This is a genomic window from Micromonospora sp. CPCC 205561 (assembly GCF_036906775.1).
In the GTDB taxonomy this organism is placed as follows: domain Bacteria; phylum Actinomycetota; class Actinomycetes; order Mycobacteriales; family Micromonosporaceae; genus Micromonospora.
This window is the reverse complement of the sequence record NZ_JBAKHV010000053.1, coordinates 18,782-41,019: the sequence shown is the minus strand read 5'-3', so window position 1 is coordinate 41,019 and position 22,238 is coordinate 18,782. Positions and strand designations below refer to the sequence as shown.

Here is a 22,238-nt window from a genome sequence, read left to right as displayed (position 1 = left end):
CGGGACCGCCCGGCCCACCGGGGCCGCCGGCCCGTGGCTCGTCCGGCGACGGGGACCAGCGGTCCCCGGCCGGCCGGGCGCGGCCGGCCGCGTCCCGGCCGGGGCCGGGCACCGAGGCGCGCCCGGCGCTGCGGTGCAGGTGCGGGAGTGGAACACCGGCGGGCATGGTCGCTGACATGTAACTCAGGGTACGTACGTGCGGCCACCCCCGCCCCCAGGCGCCGCCGAGGCGTGCGGCGGCGCCGGGGCGGATCGGCTAGACCAGGCGCTCGCGGAAGTACGCGATGGTGCGTCGGAGGCCGTCCTCGGGCGCCACGGTCGGCTCGTATCCGAGCAGCTCACGCGCAAGGGTCAGGTCCGGGCGGCGCATCTCCGGGTCGTCGGCGCTGCGGGTGATGTAGGTCACCTCGGAGCTGCTTCCGCAGAGGGAGACGATCGTCTCGGCCAGCTGCCGCATGCTCATCTCGTGCTCGGTGCCGCAGTTGACCGGCCCCGTCTCGCGGGAGTCGAGCAGCAGCAGGATGCCGCGCACCAGGTCGGCCACGTAGCAGATCGAACGGGTCTGGTTGCCGGTGCCGTGCACGGTGATCGGCTCGCCGCGCAGCGCCTGGGAGATGAAGGTGGGGATGGCCCGGCCGTCGTCCGGCCGCATCCGGGGCCCGTACGTGTTGAAGATCCGCACGATCGCCGTGTCCAACCCCCGGCTGCGGTGGTAGGCCATGGTGGCCGCCTCGGAGAAGCGCTTGGCCTCGTCGTAGACGCTGCGGATGCCGATCGGGTTGACGTTGCCCCAGTACGACTCGCGCTGCGGGTGCTCCTTCGGGTCCCCGTACGCCTCGGAGGTGGAGGCCATCAGGAACCGGGCGCCGTCGGCGACCGCCCGCTCCAGCAGGTGCAGGGTACCCACCGAGCCGACGCGGAGGATCTCCACCGGCAGCTTCTCGAAGTCGGTCGGGCTGGCCGGGGAGGCCATGTGCAGGATGGCGTCGAAGCGCTCGGCGATCGCCGGGTGCCGCGGCAGGCCGTCGGAGATGTCGGCCTCGACCAGCGTGAACCTCGGCTCGTCCAGCAGGTGGGCGACGTTCTCCTTCGAGCCCGTGACGAGGTTGTCCAGCGCGACCACGGTGCAGCCACGGTCGATCAGGGCGTCCACCAGGTGTGACGGCACGAAACCGGCGCCGCCCGTGACGAGGACGCGGTGACCGGGGCCGAAGCGGGCAGCAACGTTCATGCCGGTCAGCCTACCCACCGCCGCGCCCCGCCCCGGCGCGAGGAAGGGGCCCCCTGACGCCTCGACGACAGGGGGCCCTTCCCCCGGGTGGCCGGGCCGTCAGTGGGCGCCGGCGCCGGTGAGCGAGCGCACCTCCAGCTCCGCGTACTTCCCCTCGTCGTGCTCCTTCGAGATCACGGTGCCGAGCCAGCCGCACAGGAAGCCGAACGGGATGGACAGGATGCCCGGGTTGGACAGCGGGAACCACTGCCAGTCCTGTTCGGGGAACATCGAGGTGGGTGCGCCGGAGACCACCGGCGAGAAGAACACCAGCAGGACGGCGGAGAGCAGGCCGCCGTAGATGGCCCACACCGCGCCCGAGGTGTTGTACCGCCGCCAGAACAGGCTGTAGAGGATCGCCGGCAGGTTGCCCGAGGCGGCCACCGCGAAGGCCAGCGCCACCAGGAAGGCGACGTTCAGGTTCTGCGCGAAGATCGACAGCACGATCGAGATCGCGCCGATCACCAGCGCGGAGACCCGGGCGACCCGGACCTCCTGCCGCTCGGACGCCGTCCCGTCCTTGATCACGTTGGCGTAGAAGTCGTGCGCCAGGCTGGACGAGGAGGCCAGGGTGAGGCCCGCCACGACCGCCAGGATGGTGGCGAAGGCGACCGCCGCGATGATCGCCAGGAGGGTCGCCCCGCCCAGGTCACCGCCGAGGAACTCGATGCCCAGTGCCTCCGCGAGCTGCGGCGCGGCGGTGTTGCCGGCCTTGTCCTGCGCGGTGATCGCCTGACCGCCCACCAGGGCCGCCGCGCCGAAGCCGAGGGCCAGGGTGAGCAGGTAGAAGGTGCCGATGATGCCGATCGCCCAGAGCACGCTCTTGCGGGCCGTCCTGGCGGTCGGCACGGTGTAGAAGCGGATCAGGATGTGCGGCAGCCCGGCCGTGCCGAGCACCAGCGCGATGCCGAGCGAGAGCAGGTCCACCTTGTTGTAGAAGGTCTGCGTCGGATTGCCGGCCACCTCCTGGCAGTAGCGCAGACACGGTTCGAGGAAGGCGTCCCCCTTGCCCGAGGCGGCGGCGGCGTCGCCGAGCAGCGACGACAGGTTGAACCTGTACTTCGCCAGCACCAGCAGGGTCATCACCAGCGCGCCGCCCATCAGCAGGAACGCCTTGACGATCTGCACGTACGTGGTGCCCTTCATGCCGCCCACCGTGACGTAGACGATCATCAGGGCGCCGACCATGATGATGGTGGCCACCTTGGCGGTGTCCGCGTCCATGCCGAGGAAGGTCGTGCCCGGCTTGATGCCGAGCAGCAGGGCCACCAGCGCGCCCGCGCCGACCATCTGCGCCAGCAGGTAGAAGATCGACACCGTGATCGTGGAGACCGCCGCGGCGGTCCGCACCGGGCGCTGGCGCATCCGGAACGCCAGCACGTCGGCCATCGTGTACCGGCCGGAGTTCCGCAGCAGCTCGGCGACCAGCAGCAGCGCCACCAGCCAGGCGACCAGGAAGCCGATCGAGTAGAGGAAGCCGTCGTAGCCGTACAGCGCGATGATGCCGGCGATGCCGAGGAACGACGCGGCCGACATGTAGTCGCCGCCGATCGCCATGCCGTTCTGGAAGCCGGAGAAGGAGCGGCCGCCGGCGTAGAAGTCGGTTGCCGTCTTGGTCTGCCGGCTGGCCCAGATGGTGATGGCCAGGGTCACCGCCACGAAGACCAGGAAGAGCGTGATGGTGAGGTTGCGGGCGGTGGTGCTGCCCGCCTCAGCCGCGAGGACCGTGTTCATGGTTCACCTCCCCGATCTCGGCGCGGATCCGGTCGGCGACCGGGTCGATCCTCCGGTCGGCGAACCGGGAGTAGAGCCAGGCGATCAGGAAGGTCGAGACGAACTGGAGCAGGCCGAAGACGAGGGCGACGTTGATGTTGCTGCCGAAGAGCTTCGTGCCCATGAAGTCCCGCGCGTACGCGGAGAGGATCACGTAGAGCGCGTACCACAGGAAGAACGCGACGGTCATCGGGAAGACGAAGCCGCGCAGGGCGCGCCGCAACCCGGCGAACTCGTCGGATCGTTGGACGGCGAGGTACCGGTCCGCCGCCGGGGCGGAGGGCGTCGACGCGGGTGTGTCCGTGGACATTTGTGGATCACCACCTTCACAGGCGTGGGGAGTTTCGCGCACGGTAGAAAGCGCGCTCCCCGCCGGGGAAGGGCGAGATCGACGCCGGTCGGCGGCTGCGCCGAACGGCACGGTGGCTGCGCCGAGTGACCCAGCTCACTCCGTTCAGCGGTCGCCGCCGCGGCCCGGGCCGGCCCGGCGGTCGCCGGCCGGCGTCGTCAGGTCAGCTCGCGGTACCGGCCCCGGTAGTGCAGCAGCGGGTCCGTCTCCCCGGCCAGCTCGACGGCCTCGATGGTGGCCTCCACCAGCAGGCCCCAGCCGTACTCGCGGGCCGCGTCGAGGCGGCACCCGGCCCAGCCGCCGGCGTCGGCGGGCACCGGGCCGTAGGGGGTGTCGGTCCACGTGCCGGTGGCGAAGAGCCCTCCGGGAGAGGGGAAGAGGCCCGCGAAACGGTCCGCGAGCTGCCGGTGCGCCGGGTTCAGCGGGGCCACCGCGAAGCGGCCCGCGGACTCCACCGCCGCCCACAGGTCGGACTCCGGGTCGACCAGGCCGAGCAGCCGGTCCGGCTCACCCTCCACGACAAGCGTGGACGACACCGTCAGGCCCGCCGGCTCGGGCGCCGTCCAGAGCGTCACCGGCGACGCCAGCCGGCCGCGCAGCCGGCGTACGGGGGAGCGCTGATCGGCGGAGACGGCGAACGGGTCGACGTGGTGGATCTCTGCACCCGGCTCATGATTCACGTGAAACATTGTGCCGCCCGGGTCCCCGCCCGGCGGGCGTACGCGGTGGCGCTCCGGTCCTATCGTGCCGGGCATGGCCCATGTGACGCCGCAGCAGCTCGCCCAGGCCCGTGCCGTCGGTGCCGACGCCGTGCTGCGCAACGAGGTCGACTTCCGCGGCTACCCCTACCGGCACCTCGCCCTGGTCGCCCGGGCCGGGTTCGCGGACAATCCCGTCACCCAGCTGTTGGCGGCCGTCGAGTACCTCTCGCAGTACGGGTGGGAACTGGTCAACGTCACCGCGGCGAGCGGCAGCAGCCAGCTGTACGCCTTCATCCGCCTCCGCTGAGACCGGGCACCAGGACGGCGACGGCGGTCGGGCCGCCGGGGCCGGGGCGACCGGCTCAGCCCGTGCCCCCACCGTCGCGGTCCTCGCCGGCGAGGGAACGGCGGGCGGCGGCGAGCACCTCCGGGTCGGCGCAGCCGGCGGCGTACCCGGCGATCCGGCGGCGGATGTCGCGGCCGAGCAGCCAGCCGCCGACCCGGTCCGCCACCGGGCGGAGGAACGCGGGGCGGCAGCGGAAGTTGTACCGCCAGGTGGCGATGGTGGAGCCGGGCTCCGGGCCGGGCGCGAACCGCCAGCCGCCGGCGAACATCTCGAAGAACCAGGGGCCGCGCACCATCTTCATGCCGACGTGGCTCGGCGGCGCCCAGGAGACGTACTCGCTCACCATGACCAGCCCGTGCCGCGACCGGGTGTAGGTGCGCACCCCCTTGCCGGGCCGGGTCGCGCCGTCGGTGAAGTGCTGTTCCCGGACGAACGGGTCCCACCGGTAGCGCACGGGCGCGGTGGTCTGGGAGACCGCGAAGGCCAGCTCGGGCGGGACCGGGACGGTCGCCACCGCTTCGACGACGGGCATCAGGCCATTGTGCCGCCGCCCGGCAAGGCCAGCGCGACTCGGGAACGCCGGTCGGGGCCGCCCGCCGGTGTCCGCTGTCAGCGGCGCGGGGTCACCGTGGCGAGCAGCTCCGGCATCCGGTGGTCCAGCACGTCGCCGGCCGCGTACGCGCCGAGCAGCGCCGCGCCCAGTCCGTACGCCGCGCCGACCGGCAGGGCCAGCCAGAGCCAGACGTCGCCGAGCAATCCGGCGGCGGCCACCATCGGCACCGCCGCCACCGCCGTGGCGAGCATCGCCAGCAGGGTGAGGAAGCTCTTCGCCACCCCGGCACCGGTGTTCAGCGCGAACGGGTTGCTCGTCTCCGGCAGCGAGTACGCCCCGAGCACCGAGACGAAGCAGTTCACGGCCAGCCCCGCGCCGTAGGTGGCGAGCAGGGTGCCCGCCATCAGCCCGATCCAGCCCGGCTCGCCGAGGACCACCCCGACGACCACGGCGATCACCGCCAGCATCGGCAGGACGTAGATCGAGAACGCGGTCATCCGGGCGCGCAGCTCCTGCCTGCCGGAGACGCCCGCCACCACGTTCGCCGCGTACGCGCTGCCGTCGAAGCCGAACTGGTTGGCCAGCGTGACGGCGGCGAGCAGACCGACGAAGAGCATGGAGAGGCTGGCCAGCAGCGGAGACGAGTCGGGGCTGGCCGAGAACCCCTGCCCGCCGCCGGCGACGAAGCCCGAGCCGCCCAGGTTGACCATGACCGGCACGAAGAGGCCGGCGACCGCGACGGTGATCAGGTTCGCCCGGCGTCGCGCGTCCCGCCACCAGTAGCGGGCCTCCCGGGCCACCAGGGCGCCGAACCGGTCCCGCCGGGCCCACCCGACGGCCTTCGGGAAGAGCTGGGCGACCGCCCCACCGGTGACACCCCGTTGGGCGCGGCCCGGACCGGCGCTGGCCGCGCCCACCATCGCGGATTCGAGCGAGCGGGACCACCAGGCCAGCAGGGCGACGACCGTGGCCGCCGTGATCAGCAGCTTCAGCGGCGCGGCCCAGAGGCGGCCCTCGGCCACCTCGATCCCGGCCGTCCAGGGGGCGCCGAACGGGGTCCAGCCGACCACCTCGGCCACGCCGTCGAGCCGGTCCCAGTCGGCGTCGCCCAGGGCGGCGACGCCGACGAGTTGCAACGGGCCGAGCAGCGCCGCGAGCACGGCGAGCAGCACGGCGGCCAGGTCGCGGACCCGGCGCGACCGCAGCGCGGTGGCGAACGCGCTGGTGACGGCCCGCGCCGCGGCGACGCAGAGCAGCAGCCCGGCGACCACGCCGACCGCGGCGACGGCGGCGGCGGGCCAGCCGCCCAGCGACCCGGCGGTGACCACCAGACCGCACAGCGCCAGCAGCACCGCGATCGTGGGGACGCTGACGAAGGCGGCGGCGAAGAGCCCGGTGACGAGCGTGCGGCGGGGCAGCGGCAGCAGCGCGAACCGGGCCGGGTCCAGCGTCTCGTCCACCCCGAAGAAGACCAGCGGCAGCAGCAGCCAGCCGAGCACCGTCAGGCCACCGCCGAACGCGGCGACCATCAGCGCGTAGCGGCCCTCGTCGGCCAGGCCGGGCGCGGCGAAGAGGAAGAAGCCGGTGCCGGCGAACCAGAGGCCCGCCACGATGCCGCCCACGAAGAGGGCGATCCGCCAACCCTGACCCCGGAAGTTGTTCCCCATCACCCGCAGCTTGAGGCGGACGAAGTGCCGGGCGGAGACCCGCCGGGCGGCCCGGGTGGAGACGGCCGGGTCACTCACCGCGACAGCCATGCCAGCTCCTCGCCGGTCGCCGTACGGCCGCCGACCACCTCGACGAAGACCTGTTCCAGGGAGCGGCCGCCGCGCACCTCCTCGATGGCGCCGACGCGCTTGATGGTGCCCGCCGCCAGGATCGCGACGTGCGAGCAGAGCCGCTCGACGACCTCCATGACGTGGCTGGAGAAGACGACCGTGCCGCCCCCGGTGACGTAGCGGTGCAGGATGTCCCGGATCAGCGCGGCGGAGACCGGGTCGACCGCCTCGAAGGGCTCGTCCAGCACCAGCAGCCGGGGGCCGTGCAGTAGCGCGCAGGCCAGGCCGATCTTCTTCTTCATGCCCGCCGAGTAGTCCACCACCAGGGTCCGGCCGGCGTCGCCGAGCGCGAGCACGTCCAGCAGCTCCGCGGCCCGCTGGTCGACGACGTCCGGGTCCATCCCCCGCAGCAGGCCGTGGTACGCCAGCAGCTCCGCGCCGCTGAGCCGGTCGAAGAGGCGTACGCCGTCGGGCATCACGCCCAGCAGTTGCTTCGCCCGCACCGGGTCGGCCCAGACGTCGTGCCCGAGCACCCGGGCGTCACCGGCGTCCGGCCGGAGCAGCCCGACCGCCATCGACAGGGTGGTGGTCTTGCCCGCGCCGTTCGGGCCGAGCAGGCCGTAGAAGGAGCCGGCCGGGACGTCGAGGTCGACGCCGGCCACCGCGACCTTGCCGTCGAACTGCTTCGCCAGGCCACGAAGGGAGAGGGCCGGGTGCTCACCAGTCATGCGTCCGACCGTAACGGGCCAGGTCCACCGGCCGGTCCGGCCGCAGGATGATCCCCGGTCATCCTCGGGGCGTACCCGGGCGGTCGGGGGCGCCACCCGTCACAGGCGAAGGGCCTCCGGGGCGTGCAGGCGGAGCATGGTGGCCCCGACGTCGGCGGGCGCGCGGCGGCGGGTGGCCACAGAGACCGCCACCATCACGGTGAACGCGAGCGGCACCGTCCAGGCGGCCGGCTGCGCGGTGAGCGTGGCCGGCCACCCGGAGAGCGGCGGGCCGAGCACCGTGACGAGCACCGCCCCGACCGCCGCGCCGCCACCGACCAGGATCCCGGCGGCGGCCCCCAGGTCGGTGAGGCCGCGCCACCAGATGCCGAGCACCAGCAGGGGGCAGAAGCTGGACGCGGCGACCGCGAAGGCCAGCCCGACGACCTGCGACACGTCCAGCCCGGCGAGGTTGAGCGCGAGGACAGTCGGCACGGCCCCGGCGATCACCGTGGCGAGCCGGAAGCCGCGTACCGAGCCGCGCCCCAGCACGTCCGTCGAGATCACCCCCGCGACGCTGGTGAGCAGCCCGGACGAGGTGGAGAGGAAGGCGGCGAACGCGCCGGCCGCGACCAGCGCGGCGAGCAGCCGGCCGGTGGTGCCGTCGCCGAGCGCGGCGCCGGGCAGCAGCACCACCACCGCGTCGGTCTGCCCGGTCACCAGCAGCTGCGGGGTGTAGATCCGGCCGAGCACCCCGTAGATGGTGGGGAGCAGGTAGAACGCGCCGACCAGGGCGAGCACCACCAGCGTGGTGCGGCGGGCGGCGGCGCCGTCGGGGTTGGTGTAGAAGCGCACCAGCACGTGCGGCAACCCCATGGTGCCGAGGAACGTCGCCAGGATCAGGGAATAGGTGGCGAACAGGCCCCGGTCGTCGTCCCCGGCGGCGCTGGGCAGCAGCCAGTCGGCCGCGTCGGTGGCCACCCCGGAGACCTCCGGCACCGGGTCGCCGGCGGCGAAGGAGAGCTCGTCGCCGGGGCGTACCTCGACGATCCGGCCGTCGGGCAGGGTGAGGGTCGCGGAGTGCTCGACCACGACGGTGGTCGCGGTCCGGAACGCCGGCCCGTCGGGCGGGGTCACCGCCGGCCGGGCGTCGGCCTGCCACTGCAACGCCAGGAAGATCGCCGGTACGGCCAGCGCGGTCAGCTTGAGCCAGTACTGGAAGGCCTGCACGAAGGTGATCGCGCGCATGCCGCCGAGCGCCACGTTCGCGGTGACCACCACGGCCACCAGCAGGGCTCCCAACGGGTACGGCGAGCCGGTCACCGTGGCCAGCGTCAGCCCCGCCCCCTGGAGCTGCGGCACGAGGTAGAGCCAGCCGATGAAGATCACGAAGGCGGTGGCCAGGATGCGCAGCCGACGCGACCCGAGCCGCAGCTCGCAGAAGTCCGGCAGGGTGAACGCGCCGGAGCGGCGCAGCGGCGCGGCCACGAAGAGCAGCAGGGCGAGATAGCCGGCGGCGAAGCCGACGGGGTACCAGAGCACGTCGACGCCGTACTTGAGGACCAGCCCGGCGACCCCGAGGAAGCTCGCCGCCGACAGGTACTCCCCGCCGATCGCCGCGGCGTTCCAGGTCGGGCTGACCGCCCGCGAGGCGACCAGGAAGTCGGAGGTGGTCCGCGCCAGCCGCAGCCCGTAGAAGCCGATGCCGACGGTGACCAGGGTGACCGCCACGATCGCCGGGACGACGAACCCGTTGCCCACCTCAGCGCTCCGGCCGCTGGACCAGGTCGGTGAAGTCCTGCTCGTTCCGCTCGGCCAGCCGCACGTAGGCCCAGCCGACGGCGATCAGGAACGGGAACGACGCCACCCCGAGCAGCAGCCAGGGCAGGTTGACGCCGAGCACGGTGACCCGGCCGACGGCGGGCGCGACGGCGAAGAGCCACGGCAACCCGCCGAGCCCGATCGCCACCACCAGGGAGAGCCGCAGCGCCAGCGCGAACTGGGCCCGGACCAGCCCCCGGACGAGGGCCTCGCCGACCCGGGTCTGCTCGGCCAGCTCGGCGCGGGTGCGGCGCGCCCGGTCCTCCCGGCGGGACACCTCGGCCAGCACGATCCGCGCCCGGGGCTGGGGGGCCGGGGGCTGCCCCGACACCCCGGGCCGGCCGGCCCGCTCCGGGGCTCCGGACCCGCCCGGCCGGGGCACCGGGACGGGATCGTCGGCATCGGCCACCCCGGAAGTCTCGCCCGATCGGGGCGATTGTCAAGGGGAGCCGTCGGCGTCGCGCGCGCGGCGGGCCGGTGCGACGGACCCGTCCACAGCCGGCTGTGGACAACCTGTGGAGAACGGGTCACCCCTGTGGATAACTCGGTGGAACGTCCGCCCCGGATCGGACCGCCCCGCGAGCGTCAGCTCGGCCCGACGCGCTCCGGGCGGGCGGAGGCGGAGCCGAGCCAGGTGTGCGGGTTGCCGTACCAGCACCAGCCGAGCTTCGGTGCGCCCTGGCTGATCCAGAGCGCCGGCACCCGCTTGTCACCGCAGCGGGAACCGACCAGCGAGAAGCACTTGTTCTTGGCCAGCGCCTCCGGGTGCAGGGTGACGAAGGCGAGCCCCTCGTCGATGGTGAGCGGCAGCCGGTCCCGGCCGGTGATCACCTCCATGGCGGCGGCGGGGGCCAGGTTGAGGGTCTCCTCGCCCCGGTCGACGTCGAAGAGCAGGTACGCCGGGCCGGCCGGCACCTCCAGCTCCTTGATCGGGTCGAACTTCGGCAGGTCGCCGTCGGCGTAGTGCCGGTCGACGATCCCCGGCTTGCGCTTGCCGGCCAGCGTGGTCAGCGCGACGCGCTCCTCCACCGGCACCAGGTCGCGGGTGATCACCAGCAGGAACGGCACCCGCTCCTCGGTCGGGGCGGGCAGGCCGGCCGACCCGGCGACGGCCGCCGCGCGCAGCGGCGTCACCAGGTCGCGGAAGGCGCCCTCGGCCAGCCCGGCCAGGGCCGGGTAGCCCAGCTCCACCAAGCGGTCGAGCTGGCGGTCGAATTCGGTAGCGGCGTCGAACAAGGCGGTCTCCCTCTGTCGTACGACGTACCGTACAGCGTACGACGAAGCTCGCGTATTCCCGGCCCGCGAAGAAGATCGCGGTCAGCGGTTCCAGTCCTGCTTCGCCGCGCGGACCAGCTTGTCCTTCAGCTCGCGGGTGTGCCGGCGGCTCACCGGCAACTCGGCCGAGTCGACCATCACCACGTAACCGGAGTTGACCAGCCGCAACTCGGCGATCAGCTTGAGCTGCACCAGGTAGGAGCGGTGGATCCGGACGAACCCCGCGTCCGCCCAGCGCTCCGCCAGCGTCGCCAGCGACACCCGCACCAGGTGCGAGCCGTCGGCGGTGTGCAGGCGGGCGTAGTCGCCCTGCGCCTCCACCCAGCGCACCGCCGAGCGCGGCAGCATCCGCGTCGTGCCCGCCAGCTCGATCGGGATGGTCGGATCCTCCTCCGCCCGGGCCAGCGCCGCCGGATGCGACGGCACCACCCGCGCGCCGATCACCCGGCGCAGCGACTCGGCGAGCCGTTCGGCGCGTACGGGCTTGCGGACGTAGTCGGTCGCGCCGAGATCGAACGCGTCCACCGCCCCGTCGTCGTACGCGGTGACGAAGACGATCGCCGGCGGCCGGGCGAACCGGCGCAGCACCCGGGCCAGCTCCATGCCGTCCAGCCCGGGCATCCGGATGTCGAGGAAGACCACGTCCACGTCGCCGTCGCGGAGCACCCGCAGCGCCTCCGTCGCGTCGCCCGCCGTGTGCAGCCGGGCCACCCGGGGATCGGCCCGCAGGTGGTACGCCAACTCGTCCAGCGCCGGCGGCTCGTCGTCCACCGCCAACACCCGCAGGAACCCGGCCGCGCCCACCCCGCCGTTCACGGCATCACCCCGGTTCGCGGCTGCGGGGCTCGCAGACCCGGCTCACTCCTCGCGCTCACGAGCCGGCCCGTACGCCGGGGTGGAACTTCGGCACCCGCATGCTCACCCTCGTACCCGAGCCGAGGCCCGTCTCGACGACGAGGCCGAAGCCGTCGCCGAAGACCGACCGGAGCCGCTCGTCGACGTTGGAGAGCCCGACGTGCTGGCCCGGTTCGTCTCCGACGCCGGCCAGCGCAGCGTCGCCCGGGCCTCCGGCGGCGGCACCGGCCAGCTCGGCGATGCCGGCGGTCAACGTGGTCGGGTCCATCCCCACTCCGTCGTCCTCCACCGTGATGTGACACTCCGTGCCCGCGTCCCGGGCCTCGATGCTCACCATGCCCGTGCCCGGCTTGCGGGACAACCCGTGCCGGACGGCGTTCTCCACCAGCGGTTGCAGGCAGAGGAAGGGCAGCGTCACGGGCAGCACCTCCGGGGCGATCTGGAGGCGCACCTGGAGCCGGTCGCCGAAGCGGGCCCGCTCAATCGTCAGGTAGCGGTCGATCGAGCGCAGCTCCTCGGCCAGCGTGGTGAACTCGCCGTGCGCCCGGAACGAGTAGCGGGTGAACTCCGCGAACTCCAGGATCAGCTCCCGGGCCCGGTCCGGGTCGGTGCGGACGAACGAGCCGATCGCGGTCAGCGCGTTGTAGATGAAGTGCGGGCTGATCTGCGCGCGCAGGGCACGCACCTCGGCCCGGGCCAGCCGCTCCCGGGAGGAGTCCAGCTCGGCCAGGGCGAGCTGGTTGCCGGCCCAGTGCGCCGTCTCCAGGGTGGCCTGCACCAGACCCGGCGCCGGCTGTCCGTCGGCGACCGCGACCAGCGCCCCGACCTCGCGCCCGTCGGCGCCGGTCAGCGGGGCTACGACCGCGCCCCGTACCGGGCAGTCCACCCGGTCGCAGCTCAGCTCCGCCTCCCCGAGGACGGTCGAGCGGCCCGTCGCCACGGCCCGCCGGGCCGCCGCGACCAGTTGCGCGTCGTGGTGCCCGCCCCGCCCGTCCAGGGCGAGCAGCGTCTCGCGGTCCGTCAGTGCCAGCCCGGCCGCCCCCACCAGCGCCCGCAGGTGACGTACGGCCTTCGCCGCGTTCGTCCCGCTCAGCCCCGCGCGCAGCGGCTCGGCGGCCAGCCCGGCGGTGTGCAGCACCTCGTACGTCGCCCGCTGGGTGGCCGTGGCGATGCCGCGTCGCGCGCGCAGCCGGACCACCGCGAAGAGCGCCGCACCCAACGCGGCGAGCAGTGAGACGACGCCGAAGACGCCCGAGAGGTTGCCACCCACGCAGCGATCCTGGCCCCTGCCGGCCCGCACGCCAAGGGTCAGTACGCGCCCTTGCGGGCGAGCACCACCCCGACGGTGCGCCACAGGATGCTCAGGTCGTACGCCAGCGACCAGTTGTCGACGTAGTAGAGATCGAGCCGGACCGCCTCGTCCCAGGAGAGGTCCGAGCGGCCGGAGACCTGCCACAGGCCGGTCATACCCGGTCGGACCAGCAGCCGCCGGCGGACGTCGCCGAGGAAGTCACCGTCGTCGGCGGGCAGCGGGCGCGGCCCGACCAGCGACATCTCGCCCTTGAGTACGTTGATCAACTGCGGCAGCTCGTCCAGCGAGGAGGCCCGCAGGAAGCGGCCCACCGGGAAGACCCGGGGGTCCTCCTTCATCTTGAACAGCATGCCGTCGGTCTCGTTCCGGTCGACCAGGCTGGCCAGCCGGTCCTCGGCGTCGACGTACATGGTCCGGAACTTCCAGACCCGGAAGGTGCGGCCCTCGTGGCCCACCCGGGGCTGACGGAAGAAGACCGGGCCCGGGTCGGAGACCCGGATGGCGATGCCGATGGCCAGGAAGACCGGGGTCAGCATCAGCAGGCCCAGCCCGGCGGCGACCCGGTCCATCAGGTTCTTGGCCAGCAGCGCCGGCCCGGAGAGGGTCGGCTCCTCGACGTGCAGCAGCGGCAGGCCCTCGATCGGCCGGATGTGCACCCGGGGCCCGGCGATGTCGGTCAGCTGCGGGGCCACGACCAGGTCGACGCCGGAGCCCTCCAACTGCCAGGCCAGCCGGCGCAGCTCGCCCGGCTCCGCGCTGGCCGAGCCGCAGACCGCGATGGTGTCGCCGCCGACCTCGCGGACCAGGGCTAGGACGTCGCGGCCCGCGTACACCGGAACGGGGGTCTCGATGCCCTTGGCGGCCGCGTAGCCGTCGGTGACGTGGATGGCGACCGGCACCAGGCCCGCGGCCGGGTTGCGGGTGACGGCGGTGTAGACCTCCAGGCACTCGGGCAGGGTGCCCACCAGCACCATCCGGTGCCCGGCCTGGCCGATGTTCCGGCGCACCACGTGCAGCACGAAGCGGCAGAGCATCCGGTTCAGCAGGATCAGCAGCAGGGCCGCGAGCAGGGCGGTGCCGACCGTGTACCGGGACAGGTCGGTCTTGGTGGCGAAGGCGAGGAAGGAGACCGTCGCGGCGACGGCGACCCCGGCCCGGATCACCCGCTTGTACTCGTCCGGCCCGAGGCCGAGGTAGCGCCGGTCGAAGGCCCGGTTGGCCCAGAGGCTGACCAGCCAGCCGAGCGGCAGCAGCACGAACGCCACCGTGTGGAACCACGTCGGGTCCTCTTCGGCGTTGTAGAAGCCGGCCCGGGACTGGTCGAACGTCTCGATGGCGATGAGGCTGGCGACCGCGGCGGCCGCGAAGTCGAGCAGCAGCAGGAGGGCGATGTAGGGGCGGTGCCAGCGCGACACACGGCGACGGGCCCGGGCCCACGCCGACCGGGGTACGCCGTTGTGGGACGGCGGTGCCGGCGGCTGGATCTCGAAGCTGTCGACGTGCCGCACGAGTTTGCTCCGGCCTGTGTTGGTTACCGGGCGCTGGAGGCTTGTCGTCACCTCACCCATGTCCTCCCGCATGACACGTGCCGCTCACTCGCCGTGAGGGCCCGGGTCGCCCACCGTCCCAGTCTTCCACGCGGTCACCACCCGTACGTCGACCCGAGGGACATTGCGCGGGTATGGCGCCGCCTGGCGTCTGGCCGGCTCCGCGCCATTTCAGAAGCCGGGGACCGAGCCACTATACCGATGGAGGACGGGCCCGGTAGAGCCGCAACTCAGACCTTCGACGCGGGTTGGCCGATTCCGTCGCGTAGTCGGCAGTGTTGTCACTCACCGTACAAGGCGCGACAACCTTCGGTCAGCCAGCGGCTTCCCGCCGGTCTGACAGGTGGGGCAGTACTGGAGGCTGGAATCGGCGAACGAGACCTCGCGTACGGTGTCCCCGCAGACGGGGCACGGCTGCCCGGTGCGGGCGTGCACCTTCAGCCCCGAGCGCTTCTCGCCCTTCAGCTCGGCCGCCTTCTGGCCCACCGACCGGGTGACCGCGTCGCCGAGCACCTGACGGGTCGCCGCGTGCAGGGCCGCCAGCTGCGCGTCGGTCAGCCGGTCGGTGATCGCGAACGGCGACAGCCTCGCCGCGTGCAGGATCTCGTCGGAGTACGCGTTGCCGACGCCGGAGAGCACCGTCTGGTCGGTGAGCACCCCCTTGACCTGGCCCCGGCGGCTGCGCATCCGCTCGGCGAAGGTGTCCAGGTCGGCGGCGAGCGCGTCCGGGCCCAGCCGGGCCACCCCGGGCACCGTCGCCGGGTCGGTGACCAGGTAGACGGCGAGGCTCTTCTGGGTGCCGGCCTCGGTGAGGTCGAAGCCGGAGCCGTCGTCGAGACGTACCCGGAGCGCGACCGGACCCTTGCCGGGACGCAGCGGCGTGGTGGACGGGAACTTCTCCCGGTAGTGCAGCCAACCCGCACGCGCCAGGTGCACCACCACGTGCAGGTCGCCGTCGAGCACCAGGTCGAGGAACTTGCCGTGTCGACGGGCGTCCGTCACCGGCCGCCCGGCCGCGGCGGTCGGCGCCGGATCGTACGTCTTGAGGGCGCTGATCGCGGCGACCTCCAACCGGTCGACGCGCCGCCCCACCGCGCGCTCGCGCAGGTAACCCGCGAGCGCCTCAACCTCCGGTAGTTCGGGCACCTGCCAACGGTAGCCTTCTTTCCCGTGAGAATCGTGGTGGCGCACAACCGGTACCGGGAGGCCCAGCCCTCCGGTGAGAACACGATCGTCGACGCGGAGATCGCCCAGCTCACCGCGGCCGGGGTGGAGGTGCTGCCGTTCATCCGTAGCTCGGACGAGATCCCGTCGATGTCGAAGTCGGCCAAGGCGCTGCTGCCGATCTCGCCGATCTGGGCGCCCCGCGCGCAGGAGGACCTGAGCCGGCTCATCGCCGAGCACCGGCCGGACGTGCTGCACCTGCACAACCCGTACCCCCTGATCTCGCCCTGGATCGTGCGGACCGCCCACCGGCACGGCGTGCCGGTGGTGCAGACGGTGCACAACTACCGCCAGGTCTGTTCCTCCGGTCTCTACTTCCGCGACGGGATGATCTGCCAGGACTGCCGGGGCCGGGCGCTGGGGGTGCCGGCGATCGTGCACCGCTGTTACCGGGGCTCGCGGGCGCAGAGCGCGCTCATGGCGACCACGCTGGCGGTGCACCGGGGCACCTGGCGCTCGGTGGACCGGTTCGTCGCGCTCACCTCGGCGGTCGCCGACCACCTGCGCGACTACGGCATCCCGGCGGACCGGATCGTGGTCAAGCCCAACGGCATCCCCGACCCGGGGGCGCCCGCTCCGCTCGGCGACGGCTTCCTCTACATGGCCCGGCTCTCCCCGGAGAAGGGGCTGGGCCTGTTGCTGGACGCCTGGCGGCGGCACCCGGACGGCGCGCTCGGCCCGCTGCGCATCGCCGGCGACGGCGAGCTGCGCCCGCTGGCCGAGGCCGCCGCCGCCGAGCGCGCCGACGTGACCTACCTCGGGCCGCTGGACCGTGCCGGGGTACGCGCCGCGATCGAGGCCAGCGCGGTGATCATCGCGGCCTCCACCTGGCACGACGTGCTGCCCACCGTGATCATCGAGGCGCTCGCCGCCGGCCGCCCGGTGCTCGGCACCGCCCTCGGCGGCATCCCGTACCTCGTCGGCGCGGACGGCCCGCGCGAGCCGGCCGGCACCGGCCCGGCCGCCGTCGCCTCGGCCGTGGCCGGCGGCGACGGGATGCCGGTGCCACCCGCGGCGAGCGGACGGGGCGTGCCTGGCCGGACCGGCGTGCCTCGGGGGATGGCCGTGCCTGGCGGGATGGCCGTGCCTGGCGGGACCGGCGTGCCTGGCGGGGTCGGCGGGACCGTGGCAGGTGCGGCCGGCTGGGTGGCGCCTCCGGAGGCGGCGGCGTTGGCCGCCGCCCTGCCGGTGGCCAGCGCGGGGGCTGCGGCGATCGCGCCGGCCGCCCGGCTGCGCTACGAGCGGACCTTCCATCCCGACGTGGTCACCAAGCGGCTCCTCGACATCTACGCCGGCGTGAAGCGGGCCGAGCTTCCGACCGACCGCTGAAGACGCCCCGCCGCGGACACTCACCGTGACGAGAGGGCCGGACGCCCGCCGAAGTCACGCAGCGTATGTGCTCCTGTCCTCGCGCTGAGCCCGGAAACCTGCCACTCCGAAACGGACGGCGCTGACCAGCGAGTTCTTCCGCCTCCCGCGCCGACCCGAGATTCTTCCTTCCACCCCTTTGCTCTGCAGCCGCCGACGCACCAGCCACCCTCGGTGGCTGGTGCGTGCATGGCTGCAGAGCAAAGGGGGCGAGGCGAGTACCCGGGGTCGGCCGAGAAACGCCGACATCGATCACGTTGAGTAACGATCGCAGCGCCTGGTGCTAGCGCCGAGCGCCGAGCGGCAGGCAATAGGCGGCGGGCCGCAACCGGGCGGCAGGGCCGCAGCCGGACGGAGCCAGCAACCCCCCGAGCCCGGCCCCGAGCCCGGCCTTGGAGTCCGCAGCACCAAGCCCGCAGCCCCGGAGCCCGCAGTGGCAGCCCGCGAACCGACGGCGCGGCCGGGCGTCCGCAGCCGGTGGGCGCGGACGCTCCGGCCGTGGCGGCTCAGCGCAGCGAGGCGCGGGCGGAGAAGGCGATGCTGGCGAGCAGGAAGCCGCCGTTGACGATCGTGAACGCCACGATCACCCAGATGACGAGGGCGGGGGCGAAGGCCAGCACCAGGGCGGCGGCGAAGATCACCGCGCCGTAGTCGCGGACCAGCTTCACCAGGCGTACGGGGAGCGAGGTCGAGGTGACCATGCTGGCGGCGTTCGGACCGGCCTGCATCACCGACGTGACCAGGTTGACCATCCAGGTGCCGGCGAAGACGGCGACCAGCCAACTCGGCGTCGACGGCTCCTGCGCCACGGCCGTGGCCGACAGGGCGGCGACCAGGGCGATCTGGGCGGCCACGTCGCAGAGCACGTCGACCCGGGCGCCCGCCGCGCTGCCCTGCCCGGTCACCCGGGCGAGCTGGCCGTCGGCGCAGTCCAGGGCGTACGCGACCTGCCAGCCGACCAGGGCGAGCAGGCCCACCGCCCAGGCCGGCACGTCGCCGGCGGCGACCCGCCCGGCCAGCGCGACCACGGTGACCGAGGTGGCCAGGCCGAGCACCAGGTTGGCGACGGTCAGCGCGGTCGGGCGCAGCCCGAGGCGCTGGGCGACGAGCGCGAAGACCGCGCCCAGCCACTGGCTGATCGATTCGCTGAACAGGCCGCCGCCCCGGTTCACCCGGTGGAAGTCGGCGACGGTGGGACGGGGCTCAGCCAAGGTGGTCGCGGATTGCACCGGCGTAGTCTGCCAGCCGCTCCCGCGTCTCGGTAGGCGACATCGCCAGGTGTTCGAGGATCGTGTAGCGGTCCGGTCGGGTACGGGGCGCGAACTGCACGGCCTCCACGAACTGGTCGTCGCTCAGGCCCAGGTCGGCCGGGGTGGTGGCGAGACCGTGCCGGTGCAGGCAGCGGGCCAGCTGGCCGAACCGGTCGGCGTCTCCCCGCAGGAAGGTGCAGAAGAGGGCGCCGAGCCCCACCTGCTCGCCGTGCGATCCCGTGCCGGGGTGGAGCCGGTCGATGGCGTGCGAGATCTCGTGGTCGCCGCCGCTGGCGGGGCGCGACGACCCGCACACCGAGCTGGCGATGCCGCCCATGATCAGTGCCTCGGCCAGCGTGGTGAGGAAGCCGTCGTCGGTGATCTTGCCGGGATGGTTGAGCAGCGCCTCGGCGCCCGTTCTGGCCAGCGTCACCGCCAGCCCGTCGATGGGCTCGCCTCGTACCTGGTGGGCGAGCTCCCAGTCGGCGCAGGCGCTCAGGTTGCTCACCGCGTCGCCGATGCCCGCCTGGGTCTGCCGGTCCGGGCCGTTCTCCACGAAGTCGAGGTCCACGATGACCGCGATCGGGATGTGCACGCCGTAGGAGCCCTTGCCGCCCTCGTGGTCGAGCGAGGCGGTCGGGGAGGCGATCCCGTCGTTCGCGAGGCTGGTCGCCACGGTGACCATCGGCATCCCGTACCGGGTGGCCGCGTACTTGGCGGTGTCGATGGTCCTGCCGCCGCCGATGCCCACCACGGCGTCGTAGTGGCGCCGGCGCAGCCGGTCACCGAGATCGTTGGCCGCGTCGATGGTCCCCCCGGCGACGGTGAAGACGTCGGCCGCGCCGAGCGACGGCCGGCACAGCTCGACGATCCGCTCACCCTGGCCGGGGCCGACCACCACGGCCACGTCCCCGCCGGCCGAGATCCGCCGGTCGGCCAGCAGCGGCCCGAGGTCGGCCACCGCGCCCCGCCGGACCTCGATCACGAGCGGGGTGTTGACCGTGCGGGCTAGTAGTGGCACGCGATCTCCCGCGCCCGGGCCAGGTCGGCGTGGTTGTCGACCTCGACCCAGGGGACGTCGCCGATCGACGCCGCCCGCACCTCGCCACCCCGCTCGGCGAACTCCTGGTAGCCGTCCTCGTAGTAGAGGTTCGGGTCGCGCCGCCACGTCGCCTCCAGCGCGTCGGCTAGCGCGTCGGCCACCCTCGGCTCGATCAGCGTCGCGCCGATGTACTCCCCGTACGCCTCGCCCGGGTCCATCAGCTTGGTGATCCGGGTGAGCTGGCCGGCGGCGTCGAAGGTGGTCTTCATCTCCTCCTCGGCCAGCGGCTTGAGGGTGTCGACGGCGAGCAGGATGCCGGGCCCGCGCTCGGCCAGCAGGGTCTTCTCCACGCTCACCGGGTGCACGGTGTCGCCGTTGACCAGCAGCACGCCCCGGGCGAAGTGCTCCCGGGCCAGCCAGAGCGAGTAGGCGTTGTTCCACTCCTCGGCCTTGTCGTTCTGCACCAGGGTCAGCGTGACGCCGTAGCGGCTCTCCAGGTCGGCCTGCCGCTCGCGGACCGCCTCGGCCGCGTAGCCGACCACGATCACGACGTCGGTGAGCCCCACCGCGGCCAGGTTGCGCAGCGAGATGTCCAGGATGGTGGTCTCACCGTCCACCGGCACCAGCGCCTTGGGCAGGGTGTCGGTGTACGGGCGCAGCCGACGCCCCGCCCCGGCTGCGAGCACCATCCCGATCATTGAGGCGTCCTCCCTCGTACGACTCCCGGTCACCGCTGGAGGATAGCGCCGCGCGCCGCCGCCCCCGTGGCCAACCGGGTCAGCCCGGTAGGGCCGCCAGGTCCGCCAGCACCGCCAGCCGCTCCTCGGCGGTCAGCACCGCGTACGGGCCGGCCGCCCGCCGGTCGGTCTCCAGCTCGATGGCGAGCTGCTCGGGGCCGGGCGGCAGCGCGGCGACTGTCGCGGCGGTGTGCCCGGCGGCGGTCCACGCGGCGGCGTGCGCGTCGGCCCGGTGGTAGCGCATCGTGCCGAGCCGGTTGAGCAGCAGCACGCCGGGCGGGGTGCCGTCCGGCTCGTACGGCGGCGCCATCGCGGCGAACGCCGCACCGGCCGCCGGGCCCTCCTCGTCGGCCAGCACCAGCGCGTACGTCAGAAGCCGGCCGAACGCCTCGACCAGCCGCAGCACCCGGTCGTCGTGCCCCGCCCAGAGCTCCTCGGTGACCTCCGCGTGCACCTGCCAGATCTCGGCGAGGAAGGCCAGCCCGCGCTCGGTGGCGGTGAGCCCGCCCTCGGGGCCGCGGTGGATCATCCCGTACGCCACCTGCTTGTCCAGGGCCCGCCGGCAGTCGCCGGCGTCCCGGTAGCGGGTGACCGCCGCGAACCCGGCCTCGTCCACCGTCCCGCCCGGCGCCGCGAGGCGGGTGCGGAACTCCAGCAGGAAGCCGGTGGCCGCCGGCCCGCCGTACCGCTGGCTCAGCTCTGCGCCCCCGCCGTCGCGGCCGGCGAGGATGCCGGCGACGAACGCCCGCTCGACCGCCGGGGCGACCAGGCCGGCGAACCGGTGCGGCGCCAGCTCGACGGTGTCGTTCACAGACCTATCGAACGCAGGGCGGCGAAGGCATCCTCCGCGATCCGCCGGATCAGACCGTCGTTGACGTCCCGGTGCTCGTCGAGCAGGGCCAGCTCGTCGGCGGCGAGCCACCGGAACCCGGTGTGTTTGCCGACCTCCAGCCTCGGCCGGGTCAGGTCGCCGTCGACCCGGACGAGCCAGTCGCGCTCGACGCGGGCCCGGCCGTCGTCGGCGACGTAGCGGTACTCCCCGACTTGGCCGAGCACGTGCGACACCGACCAGCCGGTCTCCTCGGTCACCTCCCGGCGCAGCGCGTCCATCCAGTCCTCGCCCGGTTCCAGGTGACCGCCGACGATGTCCCAACAGTCGGGAAAAATGCGCCGGTGGGGTGATCGTCGCTGGACGAAGAGTCGACCGTCGTCGTCGACGATCAGCGCGCCGGCGCAGCGCAGAGGCTCGGTGGACACGCCACGACAGTAGCGAGCGGCGGGGCGTTCCGGCGACGCCCGGTCTTGTCCGGGGCGCCGCCCCGGCGCACCATGTCCCCTACCGGGTGCCACCGTCCCACAGGGGTGATGCGTGATGCAGGTTCGGGAAGCGATGTCCAACGAGGTTCTCATGGTCGGCCCGGAGCACACGCTCCGTCAGGCGGCCCGGATGATGTCGGCCCGCGGGGTGGGGTCGGCGGTGGTGATCGATCCCGATTCCGAGGGGGTCGGCATCATGACCGAGCGCGACGTGCTCAACGCCATCGGGGCCGGCCTGGACTGCGACGTCGAGCGGACGGCGGCCCATCTGACCTGGGACGTGGTCTACGCCGGGCCGGAGTGGACGGTGCAGGAGGCGGCCGCGGCCATGGCCCGGGGCGGCTTCCGGCACCTCGTGGTGCTCGACGGCCGCGAGGTGGCCGGGGTGATCTCGGTCCGGGACATCATGCGGGTCTGGGCCGCCAGCCGGGCCGCCGAGGCGACGCCGGCCGCCGGCCGGCCGGGGGTGTGACGGGCCGATCGAAGGGTAAGGATCCCGTTGCGGGCACGGACGGGCCGCGACCCGCGACGGAGGTCCTCATGCCTGACGCGGATCGGCTGGTCGACCAGCAGTACGCGATGCTCCTGCGGCGGGACGTGGCCCGGTTGCCGGACCTCTACGCGGCGGACGCCTTCTACTCCATGCCCGGCGTGACGGTGCGCCCGATCGAGCTGCCCGCCCTGCTGCGCACCTGGACCGGGGCCTTCCCGGACCTCTCCGTGGACCGGCTCGGGTCGGTACGCACGGCCGGTGGCGCGGCGGTCGAGCAGCGGCTCACCGGCACCCACACCGGGGTGCTGCACACCCCCTTCGGCACCGTGGCGCCGACCGGCCGGGTGGTGAGCTGGGACGTGGCGGACGTCGTGCGGGTCCGGCGCGGCCGGATCTCCGCCTGGCGGTCCTACTTCGACTGGGGCCAACTCATCGCGGCGCTCGGCCTGCACGTGGACGGGCTCTCCCGGGAGGCGCAGCACGACCCGCTCAGCCTTCCCGTCTGACCTGTCTCCGACGG

At 73.6% G+C, this 22,238-nt stretch carries 23 protein-coding genes and 1 pseudogene; 4 read left to right on the top strand and 20 right to left on the bottom strand.

All coding sequences use genetic code 11. From position 1 onward, the window contains the following. From V6V16_RS23020 to V6V16_RS23000, 5 genes and pseudogenes are all read right to left on the bottom strand, one after another. Window positions 1-178 (bottom strand): annotated as a pseudogene (locus tag V6V16_RS23020) (LCP family glycopolymer transferase); the annotation flags it as partial. Between the two features lie 78 nt (window positions 179-256). Further along, window positions 257-1,231, bottom strand: coding sequence for a UDP-glucuronic acid decarboxylase family protein (locus V6V16_RS23015; RefSeq protein ID WP_334565179.1), 975 nt, complete (start codon window positions 1,229-1,231; stop codon window positions 257-259). Between the two features lie 99 nt (window positions 1,232-1,330). Next, window positions 1,331-3,004 carry a solute symporter family protein gene (locus tag V6V16_RS23010; RefSeq protein ID WP_334565177.1) on the bottom strand — a complete coding sequence of 558 codons (1,674 nt, stop codon included), beginning with the start codon at window positions 3,002-3,004 and terminating at the stop codon, window positions 1,331-1,333. After that, window positions 2,982-3,353: a DUF485 domain-containing protein gene (locus V6V16_RS23005; protein WP_334565175.1), complete on the bottom strand. Its 372-nt coding sequence runs from the start codon at window positions 3,351-3,353 to the stop codon at window positions 2,982-2,984. The genes V6V16_RS23010 and V6V16_RS23005 overlap by 23 nt, the downstream gene beginning before the upstream one ends. A 197-nt stretch (window positions 3,354-3,550) precedes the next feature. Then, a complete protein-coding gene (locus V6V16_RS23000; protein WP_442934137.1) occupies window positions 3,551-4,147 on the bottom strand; it encodes a flavin reductase family protein in 597 nt (198 codons plus the stop codon). Here V6V16_RS23000 and V6V16_RS22995 point away from each other — a divergent pair. After that, window positions 4,146-4,400, top strand: a complete 255-nt coding sequence (locus V6V16_RS22995; protein WP_334565174.1) for a hypothetical protein — start codon at window positions 4,146-4,148, stop codon at window positions 4,398-4,400. The genes V6V16_RS23000 and V6V16_RS22995 overlap by 2 nt on opposite strands. Before the next feature lie 55 nt (window positions 4,401-4,455). Here the strand turns inward: V6V16_RS22995 and V6V16_RS22990 are convergent, their stop codons facing one another. The 10 genes from V6V16_RS22990 to V6V16_RS22945 form a co-directional block, all read right to left on the bottom strand. Next, complete coding sequence (locus V6V16_RS22990) at window positions 4,456-4,971, bottom strand: SRPBCC family protein (RefSeq protein WP_334565173.1); 516 nt, start codon at window positions 4,969-4,971, stop codon at window positions 4,456-4,458. A 77-nt stretch (window positions 4,972-5,048) separates the two neighbouring features. Next, window positions 5,049-6,749 carry an ABC transporter permease gene (locus V6V16_RS22985; protein ID WP_334565171.1) on the bottom strand — a complete coding sequence of 567 codons (1,701 nt, stop codon included), beginning with the start codon at window positions 6,747-6,749 and terminating at the stop codon, window positions 5,049-5,051. Then, window positions 6,734-7,498 carry an ABC transporter ATP-binding protein gene (locus V6V16_RS22980; protein ID WP_334565169.1) on the bottom strand — a complete coding sequence of 255 codons (765 nt, stop codon included), beginning with the start codon at window positions 7,496-7,498 and terminating at the stop codon, window positions 6,734-6,736. The genes V6V16_RS22985 and V6V16_RS22980 overlap by 16 nt, the downstream gene beginning before the upstream one ends. A 99-nt stretch (window positions 7,499-7,597) precedes the next feature. Beyond that, a complete protein-coding gene (locus V6V16_RS22975; protein ID WP_334565167.1) occupies window positions 7,598-9,238 on the bottom strand; it encodes a sodium/solute symporter in 1,641 nt (546 codons plus the stop codon). A gap of 1 nt (window position 9,239) precedes the next feature. Then, window positions 9,240-9,629, bottom strand: coding sequence for a hypothetical protein (locus V6V16_RS22970; protein ID WP_334565185.1), 390 nt, complete (start codon window positions 9,627-9,629; stop codon window positions 9,240-9,242). Between the two features lie 254 nt (window positions 9,630-9,883). Further along, window positions 9,884-10,534, bottom strand: a complete 651-nt coding sequence (locus V6V16_RS22965; RefSeq protein WP_334565165.1) for a DUF5701 family protein — start codon at window positions 10,532-10,534, stop codon at window positions 9,884-9,886. Between the two features lie 81 nt (window positions 10,535-10,615). Further along, window positions 10,616-11,377: a LytR/AlgR family response regulator transcription factor gene (locus V6V16_RS22960; protein ID WP_334565184.1), complete on the bottom strand. Its 762-nt coding sequence runs from the start codon at window positions 11,375-11,377 to the stop codon at window positions 10,616-10,618. Between the two features lie 67 nt (window positions 11,378-11,444). Continuing rightward, the gene (locus V6V16_RS22955; protein WP_334565164.1) at window positions 11,445-12,698 is read right to left on the bottom strand and encodes a sensor histidine kinase; all 1,254 of its coding nucleotides are present in this window, start codon (window positions 12,696-12,698) and stop codon (window positions 11,445-11,447) included. Between the two features lie 38 nt (window positions 12,699-12,736). After that, window positions 12,737-14,308, bottom strand: a complete 1,572-nt coding sequence (locus V6V16_RS22950) for a sugar transferase (protein WP_334565183.1) — start codon at window positions 14,306-14,308, stop codon at window positions 12,737-12,739. Window positions 14,309-14,572: 264 nt separating this feature from the next. Continuing rightward, the gene (locus V6V16_RS22945; RefSeq protein WP_334565162.1) at window positions 14,573-15,433 is read right to left on the bottom strand and encodes an Fpg/Nei family DNA glycosylase; all 861 of its coding nucleotides are present in this window, start codon (window positions 15,431-15,433) and stop codon (window positions 14,573-14,575) included. 24 nt (window positions 15,434-15,457) lie between these two features. On the opposite strand from V6V16_RS22945, the gene V6V16_RS22940 reads away from it, so the two are divergent. Then, a complete protein-coding gene (locus V6V16_RS22940) occupies window positions 15,458-16,840 on the top strand; it encodes a glycosyltransferase family 4 protein (RefSeq protein ID WP_334565160.1) in 1,383 nt (460 codons plus the stop codon). 545 nt (window positions 16,841-17,385) lie between these two features. Here the strand turns inward: V6V16_RS22940 and V6V16_RS22935 are convergent. From V6V16_RS22935 to V6V16_RS22915, 5 genes are all read right to left on the bottom strand, one after another. After that, complete coding sequence (locus V6V16_RS22935; protein ID WP_334565159.1) at window positions 17,386-18,108, bottom strand: CDP-alcohol phosphatidyltransferase family protein; 723 nt, start codon at window positions 18,106-18,108, stop codon at window positions 17,386-17,388. After that, window positions 18,083-19,150: an iron-containing alcohol dehydrogenase family protein gene (locus V6V16_RS22930; RefSeq protein WP_334565158.1), complete on the bottom strand. Its 1,068-nt coding sequence runs from the start codon at window positions 19,148-19,150 to the stop codon at window positions 18,083-18,085. Before V6V16_RS22930 ends, V6V16_RS22935 begins: the two co-directional genes overlap by 26 nt. Next, window positions 19,138-19,869 (bottom strand): phosphocholine cytidylyltransferase family protein, encoded by a 732-nt coding sequence (locus tag V6V16_RS22925; RefSeq protein ID WP_334565157.1) that lies wholly within the window; start codon window positions 19,867-19,869, stop codon window positions 19,138-19,140. The genes V6V16_RS22930 and V6V16_RS22925 overlap by 13 nt, the downstream gene beginning before the upstream one ends. A gap of 79 nt (window positions 19,870-19,948) precedes the next feature. After that, window positions 19,949-20,719, bottom strand: a complete 771-nt coding sequence (locus V6V16_RS22920; RefSeq protein ID WP_334565155.1) for a hypothetical protein — start codon at window positions 20,717-20,719, stop codon at window positions 19,949-19,951. Then, window positions 20,716-21,165, bottom strand: a complete 450-nt coding sequence (locus tag V6V16_RS22915; protein WP_334565154.1) for an NUDIX domain-containing protein — start codon at window positions 21,163-21,165, stop codon at window positions 20,716-20,718. Before V6V16_RS22915 ends, V6V16_RS22920 begins: the two co-directional genes overlap by 4 nt. A gap of 115 nt (window positions 21,166-21,280) precedes the next feature. Here V6V16_RS22915 and V6V16_RS22910 point away from each other — a divergent pair, with 115 nt between their 5' ends. Together V6V16_RS22910 and V6V16_RS22905 are read left to right on the top strand one after the other, a co-directional pair. Then, the gene (locus V6V16_RS22910; RefSeq protein WP_334565152.1) at window positions 21,281-21,697 is read left to right on the top strand and encodes a CBS domain-containing protein; all 417 of its coding nucleotides are present in this window, start codon (window positions 21,281-21,283) and stop codon (window positions 21,695-21,697) included. 68 nt (window positions 21,698-21,765) lie between these two features. Further along, window positions 21,766-22,224, top strand: coding sequence for an ester cyclase (locus tag V6V16_RS22905; RefSeq protein ID WP_334565150.1), 459 nt, complete (start codon window positions 21,766-21,768; stop codon window positions 22,222-22,224). The last annotated feature ends 14 nt before the right edge of the window (window positions 22,225-22,238 follow it).

Bases quoted from the DNA above. Each gene is read 5' to 3' on its own strand.
- V6V16_RS23015 (WP_334565179.1), bottom strand. From the start codon at position 1,231: ATGAACGTTGCTGCCCGCTTCGGCCCCGGTCACCGCGTCCTCGTCACG.
- V6V16_RS23010 (WP_334565177.1), bottom strand. From the start codon at position 3,004: ATGAACACGGTCCTCGCGGCTGAGGCGGGCAGCACCACCGCCCGCAAC.
- V6V16_RS23005 (WP_334565175.1), bottom strand. From the start codon at position 3,353: ATGTCCACGGACACACCCGCGTCGACGCCCTCCGCCCCGGCGGCGGAC.
- V6V16_RS22995 (WP_334565174.1), top strand. From the start codon at position 4,146: ATGGCCCATGTGACGCCGCAGCAGCTCGCCCAGGCCCGTGCCGTCGGT.
- V6V16_RS23000 (WP_442934137.1), bottom strand. From the start codon at position 4,147: ATGCCCGGCACGATAGGACCGGAGCGCCACCGCGTACGCCCGCCGGGC.
- V6V16_RS22990 (WP_334565173.1), bottom strand. From the start codon at position 4,971: ATGCCCGTCGTCGAAGCGGTGGCGACCGTCCCGGTCCCGCCCGAGCTG.
- V6V16_RS22985 (WP_334565171.1), bottom strand. From the start codon at position 6,749: ATGGCTGTCGCGGTGAGTGACCCGGCCGTCTCCACCCGGGCCGCCCGG.
- V6V16_RS22980 (WP_334565169.1), bottom strand. From the start codon at position 7,498: ATGACTGGTGAGCACCCGGCCCTCTCCCTTCGTGGCCTGGCGAAGCAG.
- V6V16_RS22950 (WP_334565183.1), bottom strand. From the start codon at position 14,308: ATGGGTGAGGTGACGACAAGCCTCCAGCGCCCGGTAACCAACACAGGC.
- V6V16_RS22925 (WP_334565157.1), bottom strand. From the start codon at position 19,869: ATGATCGGGATGGTGCTCGCAGCCGGGGCGGGGCGTCGGCTGCGCCCG.
- V6V16_RS22910 (WP_334565152.1), top strand. From the start codon at position 21,281: ATGCAGGTTCGGGAAGCGATGTCCAACGAGGTTCTCATGGTCGGCCCG.
- V6V16_RS22905 (WP_334565150.1), top strand. From the start codon at position 21,766: ATGCCTGACGCGGATCGGCTGGTCGACCAGCAGTACGCGATGCTCCTG.